Origin of the sequence: Anaerobiospirillum sp. NML120448 (genome assembly GCF_023050945.1) — a bacterium.
GTDB lineage: Bacteria > Pseudomonadota > Gammaproteobacteria > Enterobacterales > Succinivibrionaceae > Anaerobiospirillum.
The window spans coordinates 43,673-66,157 of the sequence record NZ_JALKIM010000013.1; the positions used below are offsets into that span (position 1 = coordinate 43,673).

Annotated in this window: 13 protein-coding genes; 5 read left to right on the forward strand and 8 right to left on the reverse strand. The window is 39.1% G+C overall.

Features of this window, described 5'->3' with window-relative positions:
- Nucleotides 1-4: 4 nt before the first annotated feature.
- On the forward strand, nt 5-1,912 hold the full coding sequence (locus MXE38_RS03935) for a hypothetical protein (protein WP_246911907.1): 1,908 nt from the start codon (nt 5-7) through the stop codon (nt 1,910-1,912).
- Nucleotides 1,913-2,418: 506 nt separating this feature from the next.
- Here MXE38_RS03935 and MXE38_RS03940 read toward each other — a convergent pair.
- From MXE38_RS03940 to MXE38_RS03965, 6 genes are all read right to left on the reverse strand, one after another.
- Nucleotides 2,419-3,081, reverse strand: coding sequence for a hypothetical protein (locus MXE38_RS03940; protein ID WP_246911916.1), 663 nt, complete (start codon nt 3,079-3,081; stop codon nt 2,419-2,421).
- A gap of 652 nt (nt 3,082-3,733) precedes the next feature.
- Nucleotides 3,734-4,876 carry a hypothetical protein gene (locus MXE38_RS03945; protein WP_246911917.1) on the reverse strand — a complete coding sequence of 381 codons (1,143 nt, stop codon included), beginning with the start codon at nt 4,874-4,876 and terminating at the stop codon, nt 3,734-3,736.
- A 748-nt stretch (nt 4,877-5,624) separates the two neighbouring features.
- Nucleotides 5,625-6,938: a branched-chain amino acid transport system II carrier protein gene (gene brnQ / locus MXE38_RS03950; RefSeq protein ID WP_246911919.1), complete on the reverse strand. Its 1,314-nt coding sequence runs from the start codon at nt 6,936-6,938 to the stop codon at nt 5,625-5,627.
- 1,221 nt (nt 6,939-8,159) lie between these two features.
- Nucleotides 8,160-10,577 (reverse strand): PP2C family protein-serine/threonine phosphatase, encoded by a 2,418-nt coding sequence (locus MXE38_RS03955; RefSeq protein ID WP_246911931.1) that lies wholly within the window; start codon nt 10,575-10,577, stop codon nt 8,160-8,162.
- Between the two features lie 1,194 nt (nt 10,578-11,771).
- Nucleotides 11,772-12,599, reverse strand: coding sequence for a hypothetical protein (locus MXE38_RS03960; RefSeq protein WP_246911935.1), 828 nt, complete (start codon nt 12,597-12,599; stop codon nt 11,772-11,774).
- Between the two features lie 345 nt (nt 12,600-12,944).
- Nucleotides 12,945-13,769: a M48 family metallopeptidase gene (locus MXE38_RS03965; protein WP_246911937.1), complete on the reverse strand. Its 825-nt coding sequence runs from the start codon at nt 13,767-13,769 to the stop codon at nt 12,945-12,947.
- 875 nt (nt 13,770-14,644) lie between these two features.
- Here MXE38_RS03965 and MXE38_RS03970 point away from each other — a divergent pair.
- The 3 genes from MXE38_RS03970 (at nt 14,645) to MXE38_RS03980 (ending at nt 16,384) form a co-directional block, all read left to right on the forward strand.
- Nucleotides 14,645-15,046 (forward strand): DUF4878 domain-containing protein, encoded by a 402-nt coding sequence (locus tag MXE38_RS03970; RefSeq protein ID WP_246911940.1) that lies wholly within the window; start codon nt 14,645-14,647, stop codon nt 15,044-15,046.
- Nucleotides 15,047-15,218: 172 nt separating this feature from the next.
- The gene (locus MXE38_RS03975; RefSeq protein WP_246911953.1) at nt 15,219-15,611 is read left to right on the forward strand and encodes a DUF4878 domain-containing protein; all 393 of its coding nucleotides are present in this window, start codon (nt 15,219-15,221) and stop codon (nt 15,609-15,611) included.
- Nucleotides 15,612-15,739: 128 nt separating this feature from the next.
- Nucleotides 15,740-16,384, forward strand: a complete 645-nt coding sequence (locus MXE38_RS03980; protein ID WP_246911955.1) for a YiiX/YebB-like N1pC/P60 family cysteine hydrolase — start codon at nt 15,740-15,742, stop codon at nt 16,382-16,384.
- A gap of 262 nt (nt 16,385-16,646) precedes the next feature.
- Here the strand turns inward: MXE38_RS03980 and MXE38_RS03985 are convergent, their stop codons facing one another.
- A complete protein-coding gene (locus MXE38_RS03985; protein WP_246911964.1) occupies nt 16,647-19,940 on the reverse strand; it encodes a hypothetical protein in 3,294 nt (1,097 codons plus the stop codon).
- 675 nt (nt 19,941-20,615) lie between these two features.
- Complete coding sequence (locus MXE38_RS03990; protein ID WP_246911966.1) at nt 20,616-22,091, reverse strand: tetratricopeptide repeat protein; 1,476 nt, start codon at nt 22,089-22,091, stop codon at nt 20,616-20,618.
- A 206-nt stretch (nt 22,092-22,297) separates the two neighbouring features.
- Here MXE38_RS03990 and MXE38_RS03995 point away from each other — a divergent pair.
- On the forward strand, nt 22,298-22,485 hold a 188-nt coding region (locus MXE38_RS03995), incomplete at its 3' end, for a hypothetical protein (RefSeq protein ID WP_246911974.1).

The following is a 22,485-nucleotide window of genomic DNA, read 5'->3' on the forward strand; positions in this document are numbered from 1 at the left end:
TTTTATGAACGGTTTTAATGCGCAATATGGTTCTGGACAAGGCTTTGGCTCACTGTCCTCTAACAGCTATGGTAACCAACAAGTACAGGGAACTCTGAGCATAGAGCAGTATTCCTACTCCAATGGTTTGGATTTAGCTGATGACCAATCACGCACTGTAAAACCAAGTAATAAAGTAAAGCAATCGGATAATGATGCCGAGCTTAATGAGTTAGTGATTGAAAATGTAGCAAAAAGTGCTATTGCTCAGGCACAAATTGCTAAGCAAGAGCAAGTTAGCTCTCAAGCTCACACTCAAGAAAAACCAGATCTTCCCCCAAAGAGCGATGCTACTGTAGAGCCTGTACAATCAGCGCCTGAGGCTAAGAGCAATAACTCAAATCAGGTTAATAAGAGTGAACAGCCTATAGTGCAAATTAAGAGTAAGAAAAAGCACAAAGCCAAAAATAAGGCTAACAATGCTCCTGCAGAAAAACTAGCTAACGAACCTCATAATAAAGAGGTCAAGGTTAGTGCACCTATTGTGCATGTTGATGAGGCTCCTGTACGTGAGAATAAGACCCAAGGCGCTGACTATTATGAGTTTAGCATTCCTTTTGGTCGTCGTACTCGTTTACCAGTAATGAATGAGCCTAATGGCATTAAGCATAATATTGGTCTTACTCAAACCAGCTTTGAGCGTTTTGATCATGCCCCAGTAATGCGTGTAGCTGCTTACGGTTTTTCAGGTATAGACTATACTCAAATAGCTCGTAACAAAGACTCACAAGAGTACTTGTTAGAGGAAATTAGAGCCCATAGCGCTTTACATGATAATGAAGTGCCTTTTAGTCATGCTAATGAGCACAACAATCAAAGCTTCTATTATCGTGACCACAATAAAGTGTATCCAACCTCATCAATTAGAAGCGCCCGTGCTCTATCAATGAGAACATCTCATAATATGAATAATCAATTTGTTAGCTCTGGAGAGCTCAAGCAATTTTATAGCGCTCAAAAAACCATCAATGGTACCAGACTATCAATTAAGGCTTTTACTACTGATAGTAGTATTGCTAGTGTTAACTCAACCAAGAGCACCACTATTACCAAGATGTTGCCTCTTGGCTCAAATTTAGTTCGCGAATCAAGTGCACCTGCACTTGTAGAGCACAAAAAAGAGCTTTCTGAGTCTTATAAGCAGCAATTAGCCTTACAAAAAGCCGAGCAAGAAAAACTACAAGCTCAGGCTCATGAGATCCATGATGGCATTATGGAACAGGGCCATACTATCTTGTCTGGTCAGGTATCAGTAGTTAAACCAGAACAAAAGTCTCAGCAATCCATTATAGTTGTAAGATCTAAGCCTGGTGCTTTTGAGACCTCAGGAGAGGTAAAGACTATTATTCGTAATAGACAGGCCTTAGCTTTACATGGTTCTAATGCCGCTCGTCTTGCCGAGCAAGATTACATTCGCCTCTGCCAGCAAGTTACTTTGCCAGAGGATTACTTATTTGCTGTAGAGCAAAATGATAACGAGCCTAATGTTTTTGAGTCTTCACCAAGAACCTTGTTAGGTACAGAATCAACTCGTATTGTTTCTACCACTCGTGCAGCTGCTCAAGAGTTTGGCCAGATTTTTCAACCTGCCCCTCAATTAACCAACCAAAGCGATAGCGTAGCTTTTGTAGATTCAATCACAGCTGCTCAGCCACAAAAGGTTCCAGCTACTGCCGCAGCTACCGCTGCCGCAGCCCAGACCCAAGCGGGCCCTGCCGAAGATAAGGCCTTAGCCCAGGCTCAGTCACAAGCTTTAGAGCAGGAGCAAACTCAAGATCTGCAAACTGCCCCAGAGCAAGATGGTGCTGATGAGACTAATCTGAATGCAGAAAATAAGAAAGTTAGCAAAGCTCGCTCCCGTCGCAAGCGCTAATTTTAGTGAATATCTTTTTGCCAAGGCCCGAACAGTTTAAAGCTTTCGGGCTTTTTAGTGCCTGGTGCTCTTTGAGTTGAGAATAGCTTCCCAAAAGGCCAGTGGTTTTAGTAGTGAATCTAGTAGAAGTTGCTGACCTAACTTCCCCATGGTTGGCTTTTTAGGCAAGCCTGCATGCTTATACATAGCAAGCAAATAAGCTATCCTTGCAAACACCTTTAGTAAGACATAAACCTTGCTTGCATAAAACAGCCTGGCTGGCGTGGCAGCAGCCTTGCTCGCATGATTAAGCGTGCTTGCATGAGCATACATGCTGCTTGCTTATGTGAGTACATAATTATATAGGCCTGTAAGGTTTTACTTATGGGCTGTTTGGGTTTTAGCCACAAAAGCAAGAGAGTAGGGCCATCTTAAGCTACAAGGCAGTTTGAGTACTTATAGGTTTATTGGCAATGCCTTGCTAGTAAAACGGTAAAATTATATGGCTGAGCCATGCTTACCAATGATTACCAAGGGCAACCTAATTCGTCTAAATCGCTGATCTTAAGATCTAAGCATGAAATAATCAGCTTTAAGTCATAAATGCTGGTGTCTTGGTAGAAGTCTAATTGACGTTCTAGTTCTTCCTTTTTACAGCCAATATTAGAGGCAAGAGAGTTAAGGTTTTTATGCTGACTGGCTAAATAGTTGGCAATTACTATCTTAATTGCTGTTTGAGTTGGTAGCTCAATATCAACATTAAACTTGTACTTACGATTGATTACGTTTTTCTCTGGCGCTAAAGATTTTACGTAGGTTGGCTCAGCAAGATCTTGGCTCTTACTGTCTTCTTTCATAAGCTGAACTAAGGAGCGTAATTTAACGTCTAACTCTTGATCAACGTCGTTTTTAGAGTGGATTTCCTTACGATTAGAGACGTTATCCTTGCTAGCAGGAACTGATACTTCAACTCCAGTGAGGGCTTGGGGAATATTATCCTCATAAGACATAGCATGAGCCATATCAGTTATTACTGATTGGGCCATTTTAACGGTATTATCGTAATTGATTCCGTAGGTAACTATGTCCATAGCAATAGTATGAACTACTGCTTTAAATCCATTTTTGCTTCCTTGAACTTCACAGGGTTCAAAGGTTGCAGGATAAAATTTGTAATCTCTCAATCGCATAATTTGCCCATTATTACCATTGCCATGGGCAAAGTACTAATGGCTCCTATTCCTAGCATTAACCTTTTTGCTCTAAATTAAGCCCTAAGCTAAAACAAAAAAGCTCACAGACGTAGAAAGTCAGCCTGACGAATAGCCAAGCGTAAGCATGTTGTGTTATCTCCCTTTAAAGTAAAGGGCAAAAATTAATAAACAAATTACAGGCGCATTTTTCACAACGTCTAAAAGACTATCATAGCTAAAAGCAATAGTATTACAGGTCAGACAAGAAAAACATAAGCTCAAAGGACAATATGTGATTTGATTCACATAAGAGTAGCAATGCTTATTGTGTTCGTGCACATGCCATCAAATTAAGCACTAAAATTTAAGAATAAGCACATGCTATAAATGCCAAACAAACTTACAGCAGATAGTAGAGCACAGCAAAACATAGCCCTTAAGTAAAGACCTTTATCGATGAAGTGGTGCAACAATCATGTGTTGACAGTGTAAGACTATGATTGTTAGTAAGATTAGATTGGATGGTGGTATTAGCTATCGCAGTAAACTTCTAGGTAGAGCTAAGTCAGTTTTGCTAAAGAACCAAGATAAGCCTAGCATTTGAGGTGCTAGGCTGGTAGAGAAAAGCTGTTGTAAAGCGCAGTGAGCTTTAGGTTTGTTGGTGAATTACAGCAGCTATTTGGCAATCAGGGCAAATTTCGATATAGCCGTAGCCCTCAGCGTTATTTAAAACATTTGTCCAAGGGATCTGAGCTAAGTACTTCATTGGTTTACCGCACTTTGGGCAATGCTTAATTTCGACATCTTGAATCCAAAAAGCAAAGCCACCAATACTGCCCCAATCATTCCATTGAGCATGGTAACGAATTGGAGTAGGGTGTTCTCCTAATACATAAGTATTTTGAGTAATGCACTCATAGTCTTGATCACTAATAAAGCACTCAGCCTCTTCATCTCGTTGTAAGTCGTTTAAGACTTTGCTATTGCCCTCTAAATCATAAGAAACAAAGTAGTCCTCATTATAGAAGAAGCAAGAGAGGCAGCACTTAATAGCAATTACGCCATCAATGTTTAAAAACTTAAGCTTTGGATCTCTGCCATCAATCTTAATGACATCAAACATCTTAGCCTGGCATACAGGGCAACGCTCTTCTTGATTAGTTGCTTGAGCAATAGTTACAGGGCTATGTTCGTGTTGTTCTTTAGTACCTTGTACTAATGAATAGCATACAGGGTATTGGGTCTCAACAATATTGAAGTCTTTGTCATATGTCCAACCACCATAGACAGCATATTCATCAGGGTTGACATGCAATTTTGCTCGCCAAGCTCTTGGCTCTTTGTGAAGTTTTACAAAGCAGTCGTAAACAATAGGTCTGATTTCTTTGCGAGCGGCTGCAACTGAAACACAAAGTAAAATTTGGTTAGCAATAAAAGAATCTAAATCATCTTGGCACAGTAGGGTACAGAGGTTCTTAACTACTTGTTCAGAGGCATCTTTGTATAGGCCGCAAGGGAAGTAAATGCCTTTTTCATAAGCAAGTTCGGCAAAAGCGCTGGTATTGATATCACGATAGCATACTAATTTAGAAAAGAGCACCTCTTGCTCATCTTCCATTTCTCCAGTGCTTGCAATAATATTGAGTAAAGAGTTAATCTCTTTTTCTTCTTGCTCTTTGCTCATATTAACAATATCTTGGCGTTCTTCCTCGGCCTGACAAACCCAACAAAGGCCTTCATAATACTTTTCACGTCCGCATTTTGGACAAGGAATTACTTGTTTTACAGCCATAATAAATACTCATCTGTCAAACGGTGCTGTCAATCAGCCTATATCAGGCATATTTTAGTAGAGTCTAAAGAGTAATTCATTATTCACTCCCATGTAAGCTAACAAACTGCCATAAATTACCAAAGATAGCTATCATCAAGGGGCAAATATGATAAGTAGTACAGACTTTTTCTCTCAAGATTAAGAGCGATTCTAGGGCAGCTTTTTAATGATAAGAACTAATAATAGGTATGAGATAGGGTAGTTTGTCGCATAGCAGCAGCCAACACTAAACATTACAAGCCTACCAATAGAAATAATAAGCGCTTTAGGTTAGCCTCAAGGTGTAAAGCTTATGCAGGTACTAGGCCCTGTTCAAGGCTATTACAAAAGACTTAACCAAAATTTGTATCCTCTATAGCTAATACTATTGCCAATGCTAGGAGCGGTCTATTGTTTGAGCTAAGGCTAAGGGTAAGCATGAGCATGAGCATGAGCATGAACTTGAGCTGGAACATGGGCTGTAGCTGTAGTAAAAACTGGAGCGATAATGAAGAGCTGGAGCGGGCGCAAAAGCCTGAGCTGGAGTTGTAGCAAGTGCAATATCGGGAGCCGTGGCGACAGCAGGAGCGGGCGATAGGGCAAAATTTGTAAGCTGTAAAGGTGGTGCTGTGTCGGTGGGCTGGTCGGGGGAGGCTGGATAATGACAAAAGCCCCGCAAAGCGAGGCTTTTGTTAAACCTAATGGAAGGTTTAGTTTTAATGAAAGATTAAGCAGCTACTTCTTTCTTGTTCATAGCACGATCAACGATGGCTAAAACTACGCATAAAACTACGCATGGGATTAACCAAGCTAACTGGCTGCTATAGAAAGGTAATAATGCCTTTACTGAGTCTGGTAATACGCTTAAACCAGCAGCATCTAAACCGTCATTAATACCGAACACTAAAGCTAAAGCACATACTGGAGCAATAACGAAGCGCTGGCTATTGAAGAAATCACGGATAAAGGAAGTCATTACCAATACGATGAACATTGGGTACACGCTGATTAAGCCTGGTACAGAAATGTTGATCAAGGTAGTTAAGCCGAAGTTAGCAATAGCGCAAGAAACTACAGCAAAGATAATGGCATAGGTACGATATCTGATGTTTGGCCATACGGACTCAAAGTAGCTTGAGCAAGCACAGATAAGACCAATGGCGGTTACCATACATGCAACGATAATTAAGATAGCAAGGAAGATATTACCAAAATTACCAAAAGCATAGTTTACGTAGGCACTTAATACTTCTGCACCGTTGGTAGCCTCTGGAGTTAAGGATACGGAGGTATTACCTAAACGGAATAAGCAAATGTAGATGAAAATGAAGCCAATACCTGCCATACAGCCAGAGATAATTGCATACTTAGTTACTGGCTTAGCATCAGTTACGCCGTGAGAGCGAATAGCATTAACAATAATAATGGCAAATGCTAAAGAAGCTAAAGTATCTAAGGTTAAGTAGCCGTTAACAAAGCCTAAGGCAAAAGCACCATTTACAAACTGCTCTTGAGGGGCTGCTGGCTCAGATGGAGATAAGAAGAAAGCAGTCACACACAAGATGATTAAAGCGCAAATCTTAATAGGAGATAAGATCTTACCTACAGTATCAAGAATCTTAGCTGGGTACATAGCAAAGATAGTAGCAATGATAAAGTAGAATACGCTATAACCTGGTAGCAAGTTAAAGTCAGAGTGCACGAATGGCTTAATTGCTAACTCATAAGCTACAGTAGCAGTACGAGGAATAGCAAAGAGAGGGCCAATACATAAGAAGCACACTGCGGTAGCTAAGAAGCCTGCTTTAGCGCCAATTGGTCGACAAAGCTCCTCCATAGAGCCACCTAAACGAGCCATAGCAACGGCGGCAATAACTGGTAAACCAACACCAGTAATTAAGAAGCCAATAGCAGCAGGTGCTACGTTAGTACCAGATTGTAAACCCAAGATTGGAGGGAAAATAATGTTGCCAGCACCGACATACAACGCAAAGTTGGTCATGCCCAGCAAAATGATTTCCTTGATGGTTAATTTTGACATAAAAAAGCCTTATACATTCAAAAGGTCTTACTGACAGCTACAGAGAGGTAAGTGGCCTGTTTTAGCTGTGAGCTAAAAAAATATGATGTATTACTTACCAAGGAGAAATCAGATTTTAGTAAAACTCTATTTGAATTGACATATGGTGCAAGCAACAGAGGATCACTAAATATCTGTAAAGCACTCGAAAGTATTAAGAACAAAAGCATTAATCTTGGGAACTAAGAAAACTCAAAAACTAAATAATGCAGGTTAGCATGATTAGATTTTGTAATTTCTGGAGCTGGTAGGCCTCTTAAAATAACACAGTAAGCTACTGTATGTTACTTAGTTAAATGCATAATCTCTCAATGGACTTAGGAGCACTTGCTCAAGCTTCTTATAGCTTTAACGGCTTGCAACCGATTTAAGACATGGACTTTAGTAAATTCAATATATAAGCTCTAAAGATTGCAAAGGCTCTATAAAGAGCCGTGTAAATGAATAAGCTTATATTTAAGTCAGTAAAGACTGCTAATAGCAACGGGAATCAACGAGTTTTAAAGGGTTAACAAGGATTACTTCTTGTTAGCTCGCTATAGCTCTTGAGTTAAGAGCCTGTCTCTATAAAACTGGGTAAGCTTTAAGAGATTGAGTCTTAAAATTAACTCTCGTATTAAACCATGATTACAATTAGCTTGATAAAGTCTAGTCTCAAGGTCAAAAGCACGGTAATGCTATATGATGCGAGCAAGAAAGTAAAAACATTTGGTTTTCTACTATATCTGCCTTAAGACGTTAATCATCGTTGGGCACATTATGCCATAAAAGATGATAAGTACTAGTCTTTGCCCTTTTATCTCAATTACAGCCCTTATCTAGTGCAATAGCCTAAAAGCGTTTATTTATCTTGGATCCTAGGCATTATCTAGCCATATCTATAAGTATTGCCTTTTTTAAGTGCACTAAAATGATGCAATATTTATGGTCAAAAAGCTATTATTGCGACAATTTTCCCTAAAATTAAGCTCTTTTTTTCGAGCTTTGCACCTAAATTTTCTTAGCAATGTTGGTTGGTTGGAGGATTGATTGGTTGACTGGTGCTCATGGTGGGCAAAGAACAGTAGGAGAGTAAACCATTGCATGGTATATGTGAGGTCTGGTGGTAGGAAGTTGGTGGTGTTGGTATAGCCTCTGGATAAAATTAGCCCAGCGTAGATTTCTCTTAGCTGGGCTTGAAAATTATTTAAGTTCGGTGAGCAATTGCTTAATACAAATTAAGGATACATCCTCTCTAAACGGACGCTTGCCTTTATGTAGCTTAATGTCATTTAGAACATTAATTACTAGCTCATCAGCACGCATGCTCTTGGCTTCTTGGCAATGCTCAAAGAGACGCTCAATACCAAAGCTAATATCTTCGTTATTCTTAACATTAAGTACACCGTTGGTATAAAGCAAGATCATATCGTCTGTAGATAAGCTGCACTTGCTAATTTCAAACTTGAGATCTTTGTCCACACCAAGACGTAGTTCATTTTCATGACCTATGAATTGAGGTTGATTATTAGCAATTAAAATAGGGCAGCAATGACCTGCATTAGAGGTGATCACATTTCCTGTAGTTTCAGAAATAATACCTACAAATAAAGATACTGATGCTACTTTAGAAATAGCACACAAACGCTCATTAATGAACGATAAGATTTGTGCTGGGTCTAAATCCTGACGTAAAGCCTCTTCAAGTAATGTATTGACTACAGTTACGGTATAAGCAGCTTTTACCCCTGAACTAGAGCAATCGCCAATAACAAAGGCTAAATTGCCTGCTTTTAGGCGTTTCATGGTATAGAAATTACCAGAGAGCTCACGGGCTGGAACGGTACAAGCAGCAAAGTCAATAAAATTAGATGACGGCATGGCATCTTCGGCTGGAAGGGCGCTTAGCAGCATAGAGCGAGCTGCCATAAACTTACCTTCCATGCGGTGGATATTAATGCGACTCTTAAACTCGTTCTTGAGATGATCTTTAAGCTCATGAATAGATTGCTGGTAGTCGCTATCCAAAGCAGCTGACAGTCTAAAGGTTTGACCAGCCATCATAGCCTCTAAAGAGGTGTTCTTGATGCCAGAATCCTTTAATAACTCATCAACTAGATAGTTCTGAACAAACAGCAAGTCATCATCAGATAAGTGCTCTATTGCTAACTCACTATCAAGCAAGCTTTGGTTAGCCATATCACCATTATGGTCGCTACCTAAATCAGTAGCTTGCTGGTACTTAGCGTTCATTTCTCCATTAGCTTCGGCCTTGTTAGCCTCTGGCATAGCACGCTCTGAGGTAGCGCCTTTACTGCTCTTAGCATCAGATTTAGCCTCTGAATCTGGAGTAGCAATAGCTTGGGCGCTATCGTGCTCATTCTTGCTCTTTTGAGAATCGGCACTAGGACTTTCTTTTTTATCCTTGAGATCTTGCTCTTTTTTATACTCAGTAAGTGCATCTTTATGCTCAAGTTCACTTGAACTATCAGCACTATGTTGAGAGTTATTCTTATGAGCTAATAAAGCAGCATAAGCATTTTTGAGTCGTTCTTGTAACTCTTGTGGGCTAATGCTTTGCATTTTCTTAATAAGCTGAGCAAAGCGCTGCTTTTTGTCCTGTTCTGCAAGACCAGAGCGGTAAACATTAACCGCTACTAATCCAACAAAGACCAGGCTTAATAGGATAATGAAAATCTTGGCAAGAGTGATAAAGGAATTATCAGACTTATAGCTCTCAAAAGGACGTTGCATTACCAAATAGGAATTTATTGAGCTTAAATAGGAAACACCTAAAATATAAGCTTCTTGTCCAGATTTGAGATTTTGTGGGTCATGAATAATATTGCCATCATGATCAACAATATGAATGCCTACTAACTTACGTAAGGAGCCATTTTGTAAATCAAGTTTAAGCTTAAAGTTTTGAGTTTTAAAAATAGGGCTACCACGACGAACAATCATGACATTGTCGTCTTTTAAAATGCCCTGCATTACAGGGTCAATATCAGAGAAAATCTTTTTGACATTAACGGCTGCATTATTAAGTACACTCAAATAACTATCAACAATAAAGTAGTTACTCTGGGTAGCTCTATCATAAATCTTGAGGCATAAATAAGTATCGCCACCAAAGTAGAAAATACCAAAACTTTGGGTAAGAGTAGAGCGAGTGTTAATTAGATCTTTGAGTTTAGTGCCATCTTGAGCACGTGCATTTAAAATGCGATTTTCGTGCTTGTCATCCTGGGCCCCATGTACTTTAAGCTCTTTAGTAGCAAAGTTATAGCTAACATAAGGGATCTTAAAATAGTTAAGTGCCTCTAAAGCATAGAGCAAGTTTTCTCCTTGGCTGTAAGGAGAAGTATGGCGGAAATTATGTTCAAAGAAAGATAAAAGTGGATCTTTTTTGTAATAAGGTTGGCCTAAAGCTAAGACATTAGCTAAGGACAAGTTTATTAATTGGTAATAGTCATTATTTATTCTTTGTACGTAATGACTAAGATCAGAACCAACAGTGCTTAGATGGGTTTTAAGCTGACGGTCGTACTGAGCATCTAGAGTGCTTTGTGCCTCATTTAAAGAGTAAAAAGCTCCCGCCGCAGTAAGGGTAAATCCCAAAGCGGTTAGGGTAATGACTTTCGAGCAAGCTTGCAGCCTCACAATAATTCCTTTTTCTGGGGCTCCCAGCACCAAAGCTAGAAACGATAGCCTATGTAATCAACCATACCAAATAATTATGGTATACCCATGTATTAGCTTAAAAACAACCAGTCTCAACAAAAACACAGTCTATCTTAAGCACAACAATATTATAGCTTTACAAAGTGTTTAGGCCTCTTATTGGTAGCAATAAATATATTTAGAGCATGGACAAAGAGGATAAAACGAGTTTTGCAAAATCTATGCAAACTTGAATATACAAAATATGCTCAATCTTTAAGGGGTGAATTTCCCTGCGGCCAAAGGCCAATATTTAGGTTTGGCATCTTACTAAGAACTTATCAGATGCAAACTATAAATTAAACTAAGCGACTTCTCTCCATTAAAGCTCTATAGATGACTAGCAGAAAAAACTTAAAATTATCTGCCAAAATACCAAAGCTTTAATCAAAACTCGATAGAGCTTACTTAGGAATATTAAGATTATGGCAAATGCTACAATTTGTGTGCCGCAATTAGTTTAAGTTAAGCCTAAATTTGCAAACAAGTTCGCACTTTTTTCATAAAAGTGTTGGGTTCAAGCAACTGATATCACCTCTATGAACAAAAGCAAAAAAATTATAGCACGATCTATAAAGCTCTAAACTAGCAAAAATAGCTCACACAAATAATCCCAGCCGCTTAACTAGTAAATATCTAGGTTAAACTGCGATAAATATGGCTTTTGTGCCCTAACAAAAAAATTTTTCTCTAAGCAAGTTCAGGCTCAAAATTAAGAGTCTGGGATTTGGTATTAATACTAATACTCTAGCTATCATCAGCAAAGATAAAGCATGGTCATGGTCACGACCATAGCCGTGGCTATGGGATGACCACGCCCATGGCTATGGTCATGCCTGTGGCATAAGGCTAAGGCTAAAGCCAAGATCTTGGCTACAGGAAGGAAAGGCTATGCCATCTACTTTGGAAAAACCAATTTTAGACAGTATAGCAAGATTAGAGCATCCAACTATGGCTATGGGAGAGGCTGGGCTAAATTAGCTTTGTTTAGGCTTAGCTTAACTGAGGCTAAGCTGAGCTCAACTTAGATAAGCTTGAGGGTGGCCTACTTAGCGGGGTAATAAAAGCTTTCTTCTAAAAGTTTGCTTAACTTTAGGGGGCTAAGCTTAAAACATTAGGCTTGCGCTCACTGTTGGCGGCCTTAATCATAGCCATTCGCTCAGCAATGGCCTGATGAACCTTTTGAGGGAAGCCTCTGGTGCAGCTCTTACAAACATTCATACAGGCTCTACAGCCCATACATAAGGCTAAATCTTCATCTTTAACGCTAATAGTGTCTTTATCAATAATGCCGCAAGGACAGGCGCTAACACAGCGTAAACACTGATCGCAATTGTCTGCGTCAGTAATAAATGGGACACAAGGGGCCTTGCCTGGTGCTTTTAAAGGTGTAGTGCAATCAAACTCGTACTCCTTGAGAGAGGCAAAGCCTTGATCCTTAATAGTTTGTAAGATGCGCTGGGCAAAAGATTTTAATTCAACCACATCCTCATCATCAGGGCGATGAGCAGCTAATGTACTTTCTTGAGAGTGTTGAGCAATGGCCTCAATATGACCTAAAACTTTAAAGCCATGGTTGCTTAAAAAGGACATGGTTTCACGAGCGGCATCCTCAATAGCTCTATTGCCGTAGACACTAACTACAATGACTTTAGCTCCATTACCTACTAACTCTGGCCAGTTTTCAAAAGCCCAAGGCATACGGCCAAAGAATACAGGGTAGGCAAAAATTAATAGATCATGCTCAGTAAATTTAGGAACACGCTTAGCTCTAATGGTAGGACTTAAGAAGTTAAAAGGCACAACTTGGCACTCTAAGCCTTCGACTCCTGCTTTAAAACCATTTTGCAGCGCCTGGGCTACCTTTTTAGTGCCGCCAGTTGGTGAAAAGTGAGCTACTACAATGCGTTGTAATTCCATATACCCCTCATAATAATTTTGCGCACTATCCCCTTAGCAACGAAGAGGTAGCGCCATCTTTTTCTATTGCTGTTCGATTAGCAAGTTAATCGTCTTGAAAACATTAAGTACTAAGGATAGTGAACAGTAGAACACCTGAGAGTAGTTGTTTCATCTCATCACCAGATCCTAATAATATCTTACGCAAAGTATATCACTAGGCTTGGTTTTAAGCTTAAGTTAAAGTATGAAGCTTTATGCAGAGGCTTTTTTATGGAGGGCTTGGCCTCATAGTAAAATTCCATGAAAAAAGGCCTTATTAAGAGTTAATAAGGCCTTTTTTAGAGTTTTTAGTAGAAAAGTAGACTACTTGTCGCTCTTACCTGTCTTTAACTTAGCAGAAAGTTCAGTTAAGTTTTCGATACGATCATCATTAGATGGGTGAGTGGATAAGAGATTCTCTAAAGCGTTAGAAGAACCGCCAGAGGCTGCCATCATTTTCTTCCATAAAGAAGCTGCGGCATCAGTATCGTAACCAGCTGCATTCATTAACTCTAAGCCTAATTCATCGGCCTCAGTCTCATGAGAGCGTGAGAAAGGTAGGGAGAAACCAATATTGGAAATAGCATCACCGATCGCTAACTTAGTTTGATCAACGCCAAACATAGCTGCAATATTTAAAGCGCCTTGTTTTGCATATTCAGCTGACATTTGCTCACGGGAGTGCTCACGTAAGGCGTGTGCAATTTCGTGGCTGATAACTACAGCTAACTCATCATCAGTTGGCTTTACGGTATTGATTAAGCCTGTATATACAGCAATCTTACCGCCAGGCATACACCAAGCATTAACCTCATCAGAGTTAATTACGTTAACTTCCCAGTCCCACTTTTTGCTATCAGGACGGTAGATGCTAGCCTTAGCAATTAATTTATTTGCAATATTCTTAACACGCTTAGTTTGCTTAGCGTTGGTATTTAATGCCTTTTGAGCTTTGGCTTGAGCAATAACCTTATCGTACTCTTGAGCTGCGCTAGTGTTAATTTCCTGCTCGGAGATTAGCATGATTTGAGTGCGATCAGTTGTAGAAGAATTGGTGGTAGTAGAGCCTACACATCCAGTCATAGCAGGAGCGGCGGCAGTTAAGGAAACAGCTAGTGCTAAAGCGGTGAGAACATTCTTCTTTGCCATAAAATCATCCTTGTATCAGGCCTCTAGAGGCGCTCATAAAAAACTTTAAACTTATACTATCAATAATAATGTAGGTAAAACTTAGCTATTATTGTTAGTAAAAACAAAATGCATCAAAGCTCACTCCTATGTTTGCCCTAATGACTTTGTGTAAGAATCTATAGCTTGTTAGCATACTATTAGTTTCATAAGTTCGAATACTAAGGCTAAGAAAATTTTAGAGACAAATCACAAACAATTGAATGATTCAAGCTAACTCCACATAAATATAAACCAACAAGCAACGCCTAAGCTTGGTGCTCTAATCGTATTAATAAGTATTCCTTAAACGAGTTTATATCAGGCAAAAGTAGGCCATGCAAAACTAGTTTAGCTCGTCCAATTTGGTGCAACAGCCTTTGGGCTATTAGTATTTTTGATCTTAGCCCTTAGAGTTTTGAGCCACATTACAAAATCCCTGGCGACTGCGGACAGATGGGCTGACAACTGCTGGCTGCTAAGCAAAAGGCGTGACCTTGAGGCTGCTCTTAGACCTTGCAAGTATTTATGAACTTGTAAAGGTCTGGGTAGGGTGGGCTTAGTTAGGCAAAAGGCATGGTAGATAGTTCTCATAAAGCTAACATGCGCATGCTCATGCTCATGCTCATGCTCATGCCAATGCGCATGCGCATTGCGCATGCCTTGCGCAAGAGCTAATAAGATGGAGGAGCGGAGCATCATAGCTGAGAGAAATAAAGTGCGTGAGATTGTGAGCTTCAAGAATAAATGTGGTTTGAGGCTCTAATAAGGCTGTGGCATAATGCAGGGCATTCACGGTTTCATAATAGAATCATTGCTCTGAATGTCGAAACAGACATAGTTTTTAAGGAATAGATATGTTAAAGAAGTTAATAATGCCCCTAATGGCTCTATTAATGGTGGTAGCTGTTAGTGCCTGTGGTAAACCATCTCCAAGTCAGGCTCAGCTAACAGGTATGGACTATATTGATGGTGTATTTCACAACAATATAGAGAAAGTCATTAAAACTATTAATACCAATGAGCTCGATGAATCTAAGTTAGCGGAAGTTAGAGAGCAATTACAAGCTGCTTTGGATGTAGTGGCAACTGAGGTAGAAAAGCAAGGCGGCCTAAAAGATATACAGGTTAAAGATATTAAAGAAACTAGCAAAGAGGCTTTAATCTCTGTGGTAATTAGCTTTAACAACAATACTTCAAAAGAGACCATGATTGCTTTAGCTAAATATGAAGATAATTGGTACGTCGTTAGCATGTAGCTTTAGTAGCATAAGGAAGTTGTAAATCTTTTGCACTGTTATGGGTTAATGCGATTAATTTGCTATTCAATCTTATTTTTCTTGATTACAATTGAAAACATCACATGCACTGGAAAAGAGTAATAATCAGATCTTGTCAGGTGCATTATCTATATACTTGGAGAATACTAATATGATCAAGTCTTTAAAAATTGCTCTGATGTCTGTATTTTTTGCTCTTTTTGCTGTTGCCTGTTCTGGTAATGGCCCAGAGAAAGTTGCTAGCGCCTATATGGATGCCGCTTTAGCTAACGATGTCGATAAACTCATGACAACTATTGATTTATCTGGTTTAAATGATGTTGAGAAGACTGCCGCAAAGGGTAAGCTTGCTTTTGGTCTAAAGTACTCTCAGGAGAAGGCTGAGTCACGTGGCGGCTTTGATAAGTACACTATTTCTGATGTTCAAACTCAAGACAATGTAGCTACCTTAAAGGTTAAAACTATCTATAAGGATGGCTCTGCTGATGTAACCGACTTAAGCTTAGTAAAAGTAAACGATCAATGGTTAGTTGCTTTAAAGTAAGATAGGTTCTTACTTTAAAAGGGCCTCTAAACATAGTTTTAGAGGCCTTTTTTATTGTTTCTAAGCCAAAATCACCACCCTTATGGCCTACGCAATGCAAATGATGATAGGCTAAATAGAGCTGTACCATGTTTAAAACCAAGTATTATCGCTGGTATGCCTTAGTTTTAATTGTTCTAGCCCTAATTATTACGAGTTATGTTTTAGTTGCTAATCGTAATGAGATGATAGCTGTACATAAGGAAAAACTATCGCTAAACACCATCAAACCTTTGCCTGAGCTTAAAGTAGGAGATGTGATTTTACGAATGGGAGTAGGGGTTGATAGTGTAGTTATTGCTAAGCTTAGCAATAGCAAATTCTCTCACGTAGGTATTATCTCTCAGGTACATCCTGAGATTATGGTAACTCATGCTACTACCGCAGATGATGCTACTTCCGCTTTTGATGGCGTAATTAAGATTAAATTGGCAAACTTTGTCTCACAGTCAGAGCGCTTAGCTATAGTGCGCTACGAGCAACTGCCAAAAGCGTCGCAAGAGCAAATTCAAGCTTATCTATCCTCTCAAGAGGGCAAGCCTTTTATTTTAAGTACTGATAGTAATGCTTTATACTGCTCAAACTTAGTATTAGCAGCCTTAAAAGATCATGTAAAACTAAAAATTGAGCCACAACAGGTGCAATTAGCTCTTTTCCAAGGCCCATATATTATGCCTCAGGCATTTTTAGATGATCCTAATGCCTCTTTAATCTACTACTATCCTCAGCACTAAAACGGCCATCACAAAAGCATTAAAGTCTGTAATTGTTTTGATTGGCCGTACCTCTTAGCACACCAAGCATCGTTGTGCTGTATAGCTCTGCAACGCTCTTTTGTATTAATTAAGCTAGATTAGCGTAGCCTGGCTCTAGCAAAGAAACTACCAAGCTTTGGCTTATTAGGCTTAGCTCGGCTTTGCACAGCTTGGCTCTGCTTAGCCTTGTTTAACTAAGCTTGCTATGACTTGGCTAAGCATTACCTTGTGGTAAACATTGCTAAGGCCTAATACTTATGTTGTTGCGTAATACCTGGCGCTGCGCTTGCTTATCTCCTAGGGATACATTAGTTTTGCCTATATAGAGGTTAAGCGGTGTGGAGCGTATAGGAGCCTTATTGTCATTGTGCTTCTTATTCATATTGCCGCTTTCTCGGAAGGTCTCACCTATAGGCATAGGAATATCAATATGCTCGTGATTGGTAAAGTTATCCTTAAGCATTTTACATGCTGCTGCTGAACGTAAGTTACAGGCGTGGTGTAGATAATGATGGGCTTTTACATAATCTTGTTTAATATAAGTACCATCCTTAAATAAACCACTATTTAAGTATATTCTGCCAAGCTCTAAACAACCAATACCTAAATTAGGATCAATAACTCTAAGCTCATTAGTAATAGTACGGGCAATACGACAAGATCTTACATATAGTCCAATGCCTTTTTTGGAATCAGGCTCAAAGGTACTATAACCATTTAAATGCATAGCTGCTAAATTGGCGCAAGAACGAGGTTCTTCAAAGTGACAGCCCGCCTCTAAATAGCGTATACCTAATTGTTTATTAGTAACTGTAGTCTTGCCCAGAGCAATTAGACCACCAAAGCGACCATAAGCGCTTAGTAACAGACGGCAACTTAAAGAGTGCTTAAGATGGCAACCACGTCTATAAAAAACAATAGTGTGCAAGAGGTGATCAAAGTCAGCTCCTGTTATATAAATATGAGGATAGAGCTCATGAGCTTTAGCAAGTTCACTAGCGGCAATCATACGACGCTTATTATTGCGACCTAAACTGGATAAACCATCATAATGGCGACCTACTAAATAGCATGAATAGCCCTTACCATTAATGCAAGCAGATTGCTCTCTTTGAAGTTCATCAATTGGCAAGAATGGGTTCTCATTAAAGCGTAAGGCATATGAGGTAATACGGGTACGGGTTAATACTCGCTTGGAAATAGGGCTAAAACCTTCTTCATTGGCAGCTATAATGTAGTCATCAATTTTAGACTCATCAATATCATCAATATAATCATCATGATGGGTGCTAATGTCTAAAGAAAAATCACCATAAATGGCCTCTTCCTCTTTAGATTGCGCAAAATCTTGAGAAAAGTTAGTATTACTACTTTGATCTTTGAATTGCCAATCCTTATTTTTCTGCCAATAAGGTATATCTTCATCATTTGCTGATTTTAAATCGGTATCAACATTGTCTGAGTCTGAGATAATGTCAGACAACTCAAGCTTTTTAGGATCATCTGCAATCTTGGCACCATAGGTTTGCATATCATATTCTAAAAGATTTTGGCGGTATTCATCATCTCGACTAAGTGGCTTTTGCTTGCTAGAGCCAGCTTGGCTATTGTGCTTTTTGTCTGAAGCATACACTGAGTTATCATCAGCATTATTTAAAGACGGATAAAATAAAGTAGTATCGTCCTCTTGGTAAGATTTTAGATCTTCCAAGTCAACAGATGGATCAACATCAATCTCATCGCTACCATAGTGGGAGTCTTCTGTATATTGACTTGCTTTATGGGCATTTTGAAGTTCATTAATAGCTTTAGTTAGTTCATCTTGCTCCTGTACATGGTTTTTAGTGCCAGTATAGAAGATACGGCCTTTATTATTGCTTTCACTACTTTCCTCGGTATCAGTTTCAGTACTATCAGAATTAGCGTTAGTGCCTACATAAGACTCAAATAACACTTCATTAGTATCTTCAATGTGTGTATGGTTACTAATGCTTTTTTCGCTTAATAGTTGGGAGACTAAAACAGATTTAGTGACCTCAGAGGCATGGCTATTGGCTATTTCTTGTTCTAAAGAATTTTTAGGTCTATAGTGCTGCTGACCTGATACAACAGGAGCTTTTATATCAGAGTCCTGTGCATCAATGGTCTGTTCAGTATTGGCTGACATGTCAGTCTTCTCAAAGAGTGAGCTTACATGTAACTCGTTTCTATTGAGGTTTTTAGAGTTTTCTTTAGCCTCCTCTGGGTTTTGAGAGCCATAGTAAACACGCTCATTTTGATTGTAGACACGCTCAAGATTTTGTTCTTCGTTATGCTCCATTTCGTTATAGGCATAGTAAACGGCAGCGTAGTCGCTAGAGTCCTCGCCTAAAAGAGCATCAGAGGCATTATCTGAGTCTTGGCTGATAAAATGATCCACCATAAACTCAGAACTATATTCCATATTATTTATATTAGCAGGATCAGTCTGCTCTTCGGCGCTGGCGCTGCTGATGCTGGCGCTAGCGCTAGCGTTGGCGCTAGCGTCTGCTTGCAAGCTATTGTCACTCATAGCAGAGTTGTCCACGCTTGATGCATGGCTCTCTGGTAAGTTACTAATTTCACTTGCAGCTGTGTTATCTGTTATGCCTTCACTAGCTAAATTACTAGAGTTATCATTGGATAACGCAGTATCTTGGCTATTTGTAGTGGTGGCGCTTGAGTCCTTGGTTAAGGCTTGGTTAATTTGATCTAAAGCCAGGATATCAGCAGGCTTGGTTGGCTCTAAAGAGGCAACTTGATTGGAGTTTTGTGCATCAACAATGTTGTTATCAATATTTTGCGCAGTAGCACTGTAATTGCCCAATGCTTGTTGAGCCTCAAGAAAACTCTCTTGGAGCAATTGTACGCTTTGCTCAAAGTTGTCAGTAGTGCAGGAAAAAGCATGGTAAGGGTCACTATCTGGAGCCAATAATTTATTGGTATTGGCAAAGATAGGTTTTACCTGCTTAACGTCCTTGGCTTTGCTTGTAGTAGGCGTAGCCGCATCAAGTAAAATAGGTTCTTGATCTTGATATAAGTCGGTACTTAAGGCAAATAAGGTCTCACTTTGATTGCCGTATTCCTCGTTGTTGATAAATTCTTGATACTCTTTGGGAAGGCTAGTATCTACAACTTTTTCGGTATTTTTATGATTGTAAGATAAGACAGCTGAGCCAGTAAAGAAAAATCCTTCATTACGTAATAGGCTAGATTCAAAATCTACATTGTGTAATTTTTCATTAAGCTCTAAATTAGCTGACTCTTGATCTTTGTCTTGTTGAATAGCACTAGCTTTATCGCCCAATAAAGACTTTGCGTCTAGTTGCTCTGAGCTTTGTAAGACAGATTGAAAATGGTAGTTAGGATTAAAAGGAGAGCTTGAATTGGAGCTATAATCAGCAACTTCCAGACTATTGTTCATAGCCTGAATAGAACTTTGCTCTTGGGCAATAGTATTTTGATCTTCTTGAACTTGATTAGCGATAGCGTCAATCGGGCCATAGCTTGAAGCCATAGCAAAGCTAGCACTACTCCAAACAAGCAATGCTTTAAGAATAAGTTTTACAACTTGATCTGAGAAACAATTCACATGGCAAGCCTTTAAACTTACCAATAACTTTTTCATACCGTCTTGGCGCTCAAACCTATGTCTTGAAATAGGAAGCAAAGCGCTCTCCTTGCTAAAATCTGTGAAACAGCTCTTCTTAATGATAAGAAGCGTAAACTTTGCAGCACTGCTTATCAACAACTACGTATGCTAATAATTGATCTTATTTGGTATTTGTATCATGCTATTATTAGCTGTGCAGGATAAGGATTAGATCCTGCAATTCATTAAAAAATAAAACCATTAACCGAGGCTGTCTTGCCGATATTATTAATTCCTTATTGGCTTTTAAAAGCTTTTGTTTTTGATTGATTAATCGGTAAAATTTAATATCTAGTATACCAAAAAATCGCAGATGTTTTTGCACGCTTATCCTAAATAGACCATAAAAGATTTTGATACCTATACTTTGTTTTTAGTATGGCTAATTGAAACCGTATGGAATTAATATTAATGGCATGAAATAAGCCCAAGATTGCGGTGCTTATTATAAAGCTTATTTGCTCTCTTAACTAACTAAAAAATGACAAGGTCTAAGATTAACGCTTAGACCTTGTAAAGAATAATAGGCTAATTGGCTAATTAGCGAGGAATATGAATAGGATTAGAGCTAGGTGAGGTAAGTTGAGCTTTTACCTTTTCTAACGCAGTGCAAGCAGCGGCAACTCCTAAAGAGCAGGAGCGCTCAAAGTAAATAGCTGCATGTTCAAAATTAATAGGGGTTGAATAGTTAGGAATTTCAGAACCGCCTGTATAGCAAAGCTCTCCTAAATACATGCAAGCTAAGCCATTATTAGCTTTACAAGAGCTTTCTAGCATCATAATGGCTGTGTTGGTATCTTGTTCAATAGCAACACCTGATAAAAGGTTAGTGGCAAACAGGGTACAAGCGTCACCGCTACCCATCTGACAACCAATTTCCAAGAAACGGTTAGCAAGAGCATCGTTGCCTAACTGATGAAGCTGCAAGGCATTTTCAAAGCAAGCTTTAGAATTACCTGCTAAACAAGTACGCTGGGAGTAGAAAATTGCCTTATTAGAATCTTGGATAGAGGTGTAGTAAGCACTTAAATCCAAACAGGCATCAGGGCTGTTAAGCTGACAGCCTTTTTCATAATAAGTAACGCTTTGAGCTGGTAATGTCTCTGGCTTGTTCTTGTCAAAATTATTTTGTTGGGCTACAACTTTGCCTGCATAATAGCAGCCTAAACCTAAGTTTGGTTCAATCTTTTTAATGTGATCTGGCTTTTGTGAGGCTAAATCACAAGCACGATTGAAATAGGTCATAGCTAGATCAGTGTTGGCCTCAGCACCACGACCATAATAGTATAAAAGGCCAGTTTTAGCGCAACCAAAGGCATCTTCTAACTCGCAAGAGTGATTTAAAATTCTAAAGCCATAGATATAATCTTTATTAGGACTACGATCATCGATAAAGTAGTTACCATACATGCCAAGAGCATGGCCCCAAATATCACAAGCTGACTTTAAGCCTCCTACACAAGCCTTTTCCAAGTTAAAGGCCGCAAGGCGCATATTAATTTCAATATCAGTATTAAAGTCGATAGCTAAAGTAGAGTAGTGTACGCCTAGCTTTTGGCAAGCCTCTAAGTCGTGATTGCCTTCACATTTAGCGGTATAGCTCTTAATTTCGCTCATTTGCAGTAAGCTGCTATGCTGCTTTTGAGCCGAAGCTGTTCCTGTAGCAGTAGTTGTAGCTGCTTGCGCACTGGCGTTATTAGCAGCCTGTGGTGCGTTTGGTGCATGTTGACTCTGCATAGCATTAGCAGGAGCTTGCTTTAAAGTTGGTGGCGCTCCATTAGTTAGTTGGTCAGAGGGTATCCCTAAATTTTTGGAAACATTACGCATATATTCAGGATTATGCAGCTTGCTTTCAATTTCTGCCATAATTTGCTCAGGTTGTTTATTAGCATGTGTAGCATCTTGAGCAAAGGCATTAGTTACCAATAAGCTTGGCATAAGGCAAGCTACAGCTAAAGACAAGATATTTTTCTTAACTTTGTTAGGAGCTATGATTTTTTCTAAAGAAGAAGGCATATTAAAGTATCCTGTTTCTAGCCTCATGGTAGTACCTTAGGCTTAAAAAAGAAATTTTTTGAAGAACAACTACACTAGTGGAATGTTCATCTAATTCTTGGAAAAACTACTCTTAGCTTTTCCATATATAAATATTACTATACTATTCTTAACCATATAGAAGTAATAGGTACACAATAATCATGATTTAATTTAAAATGAGGGGTATGAAGACAAATAAAATTTCCCCTCAAACAAACGTCCAACTTAGCAAAGAAGGACGTCCGAATGTAATTTTAAATGAATTACGTGACAAAATTAACAGCAATGAGAATCTAAAAATAGATTTTGATAAGTGTGTTAAGTACATTAAGCAGCAGAACATTCGACAAATTAACCTTAAACGAGCCAAAGT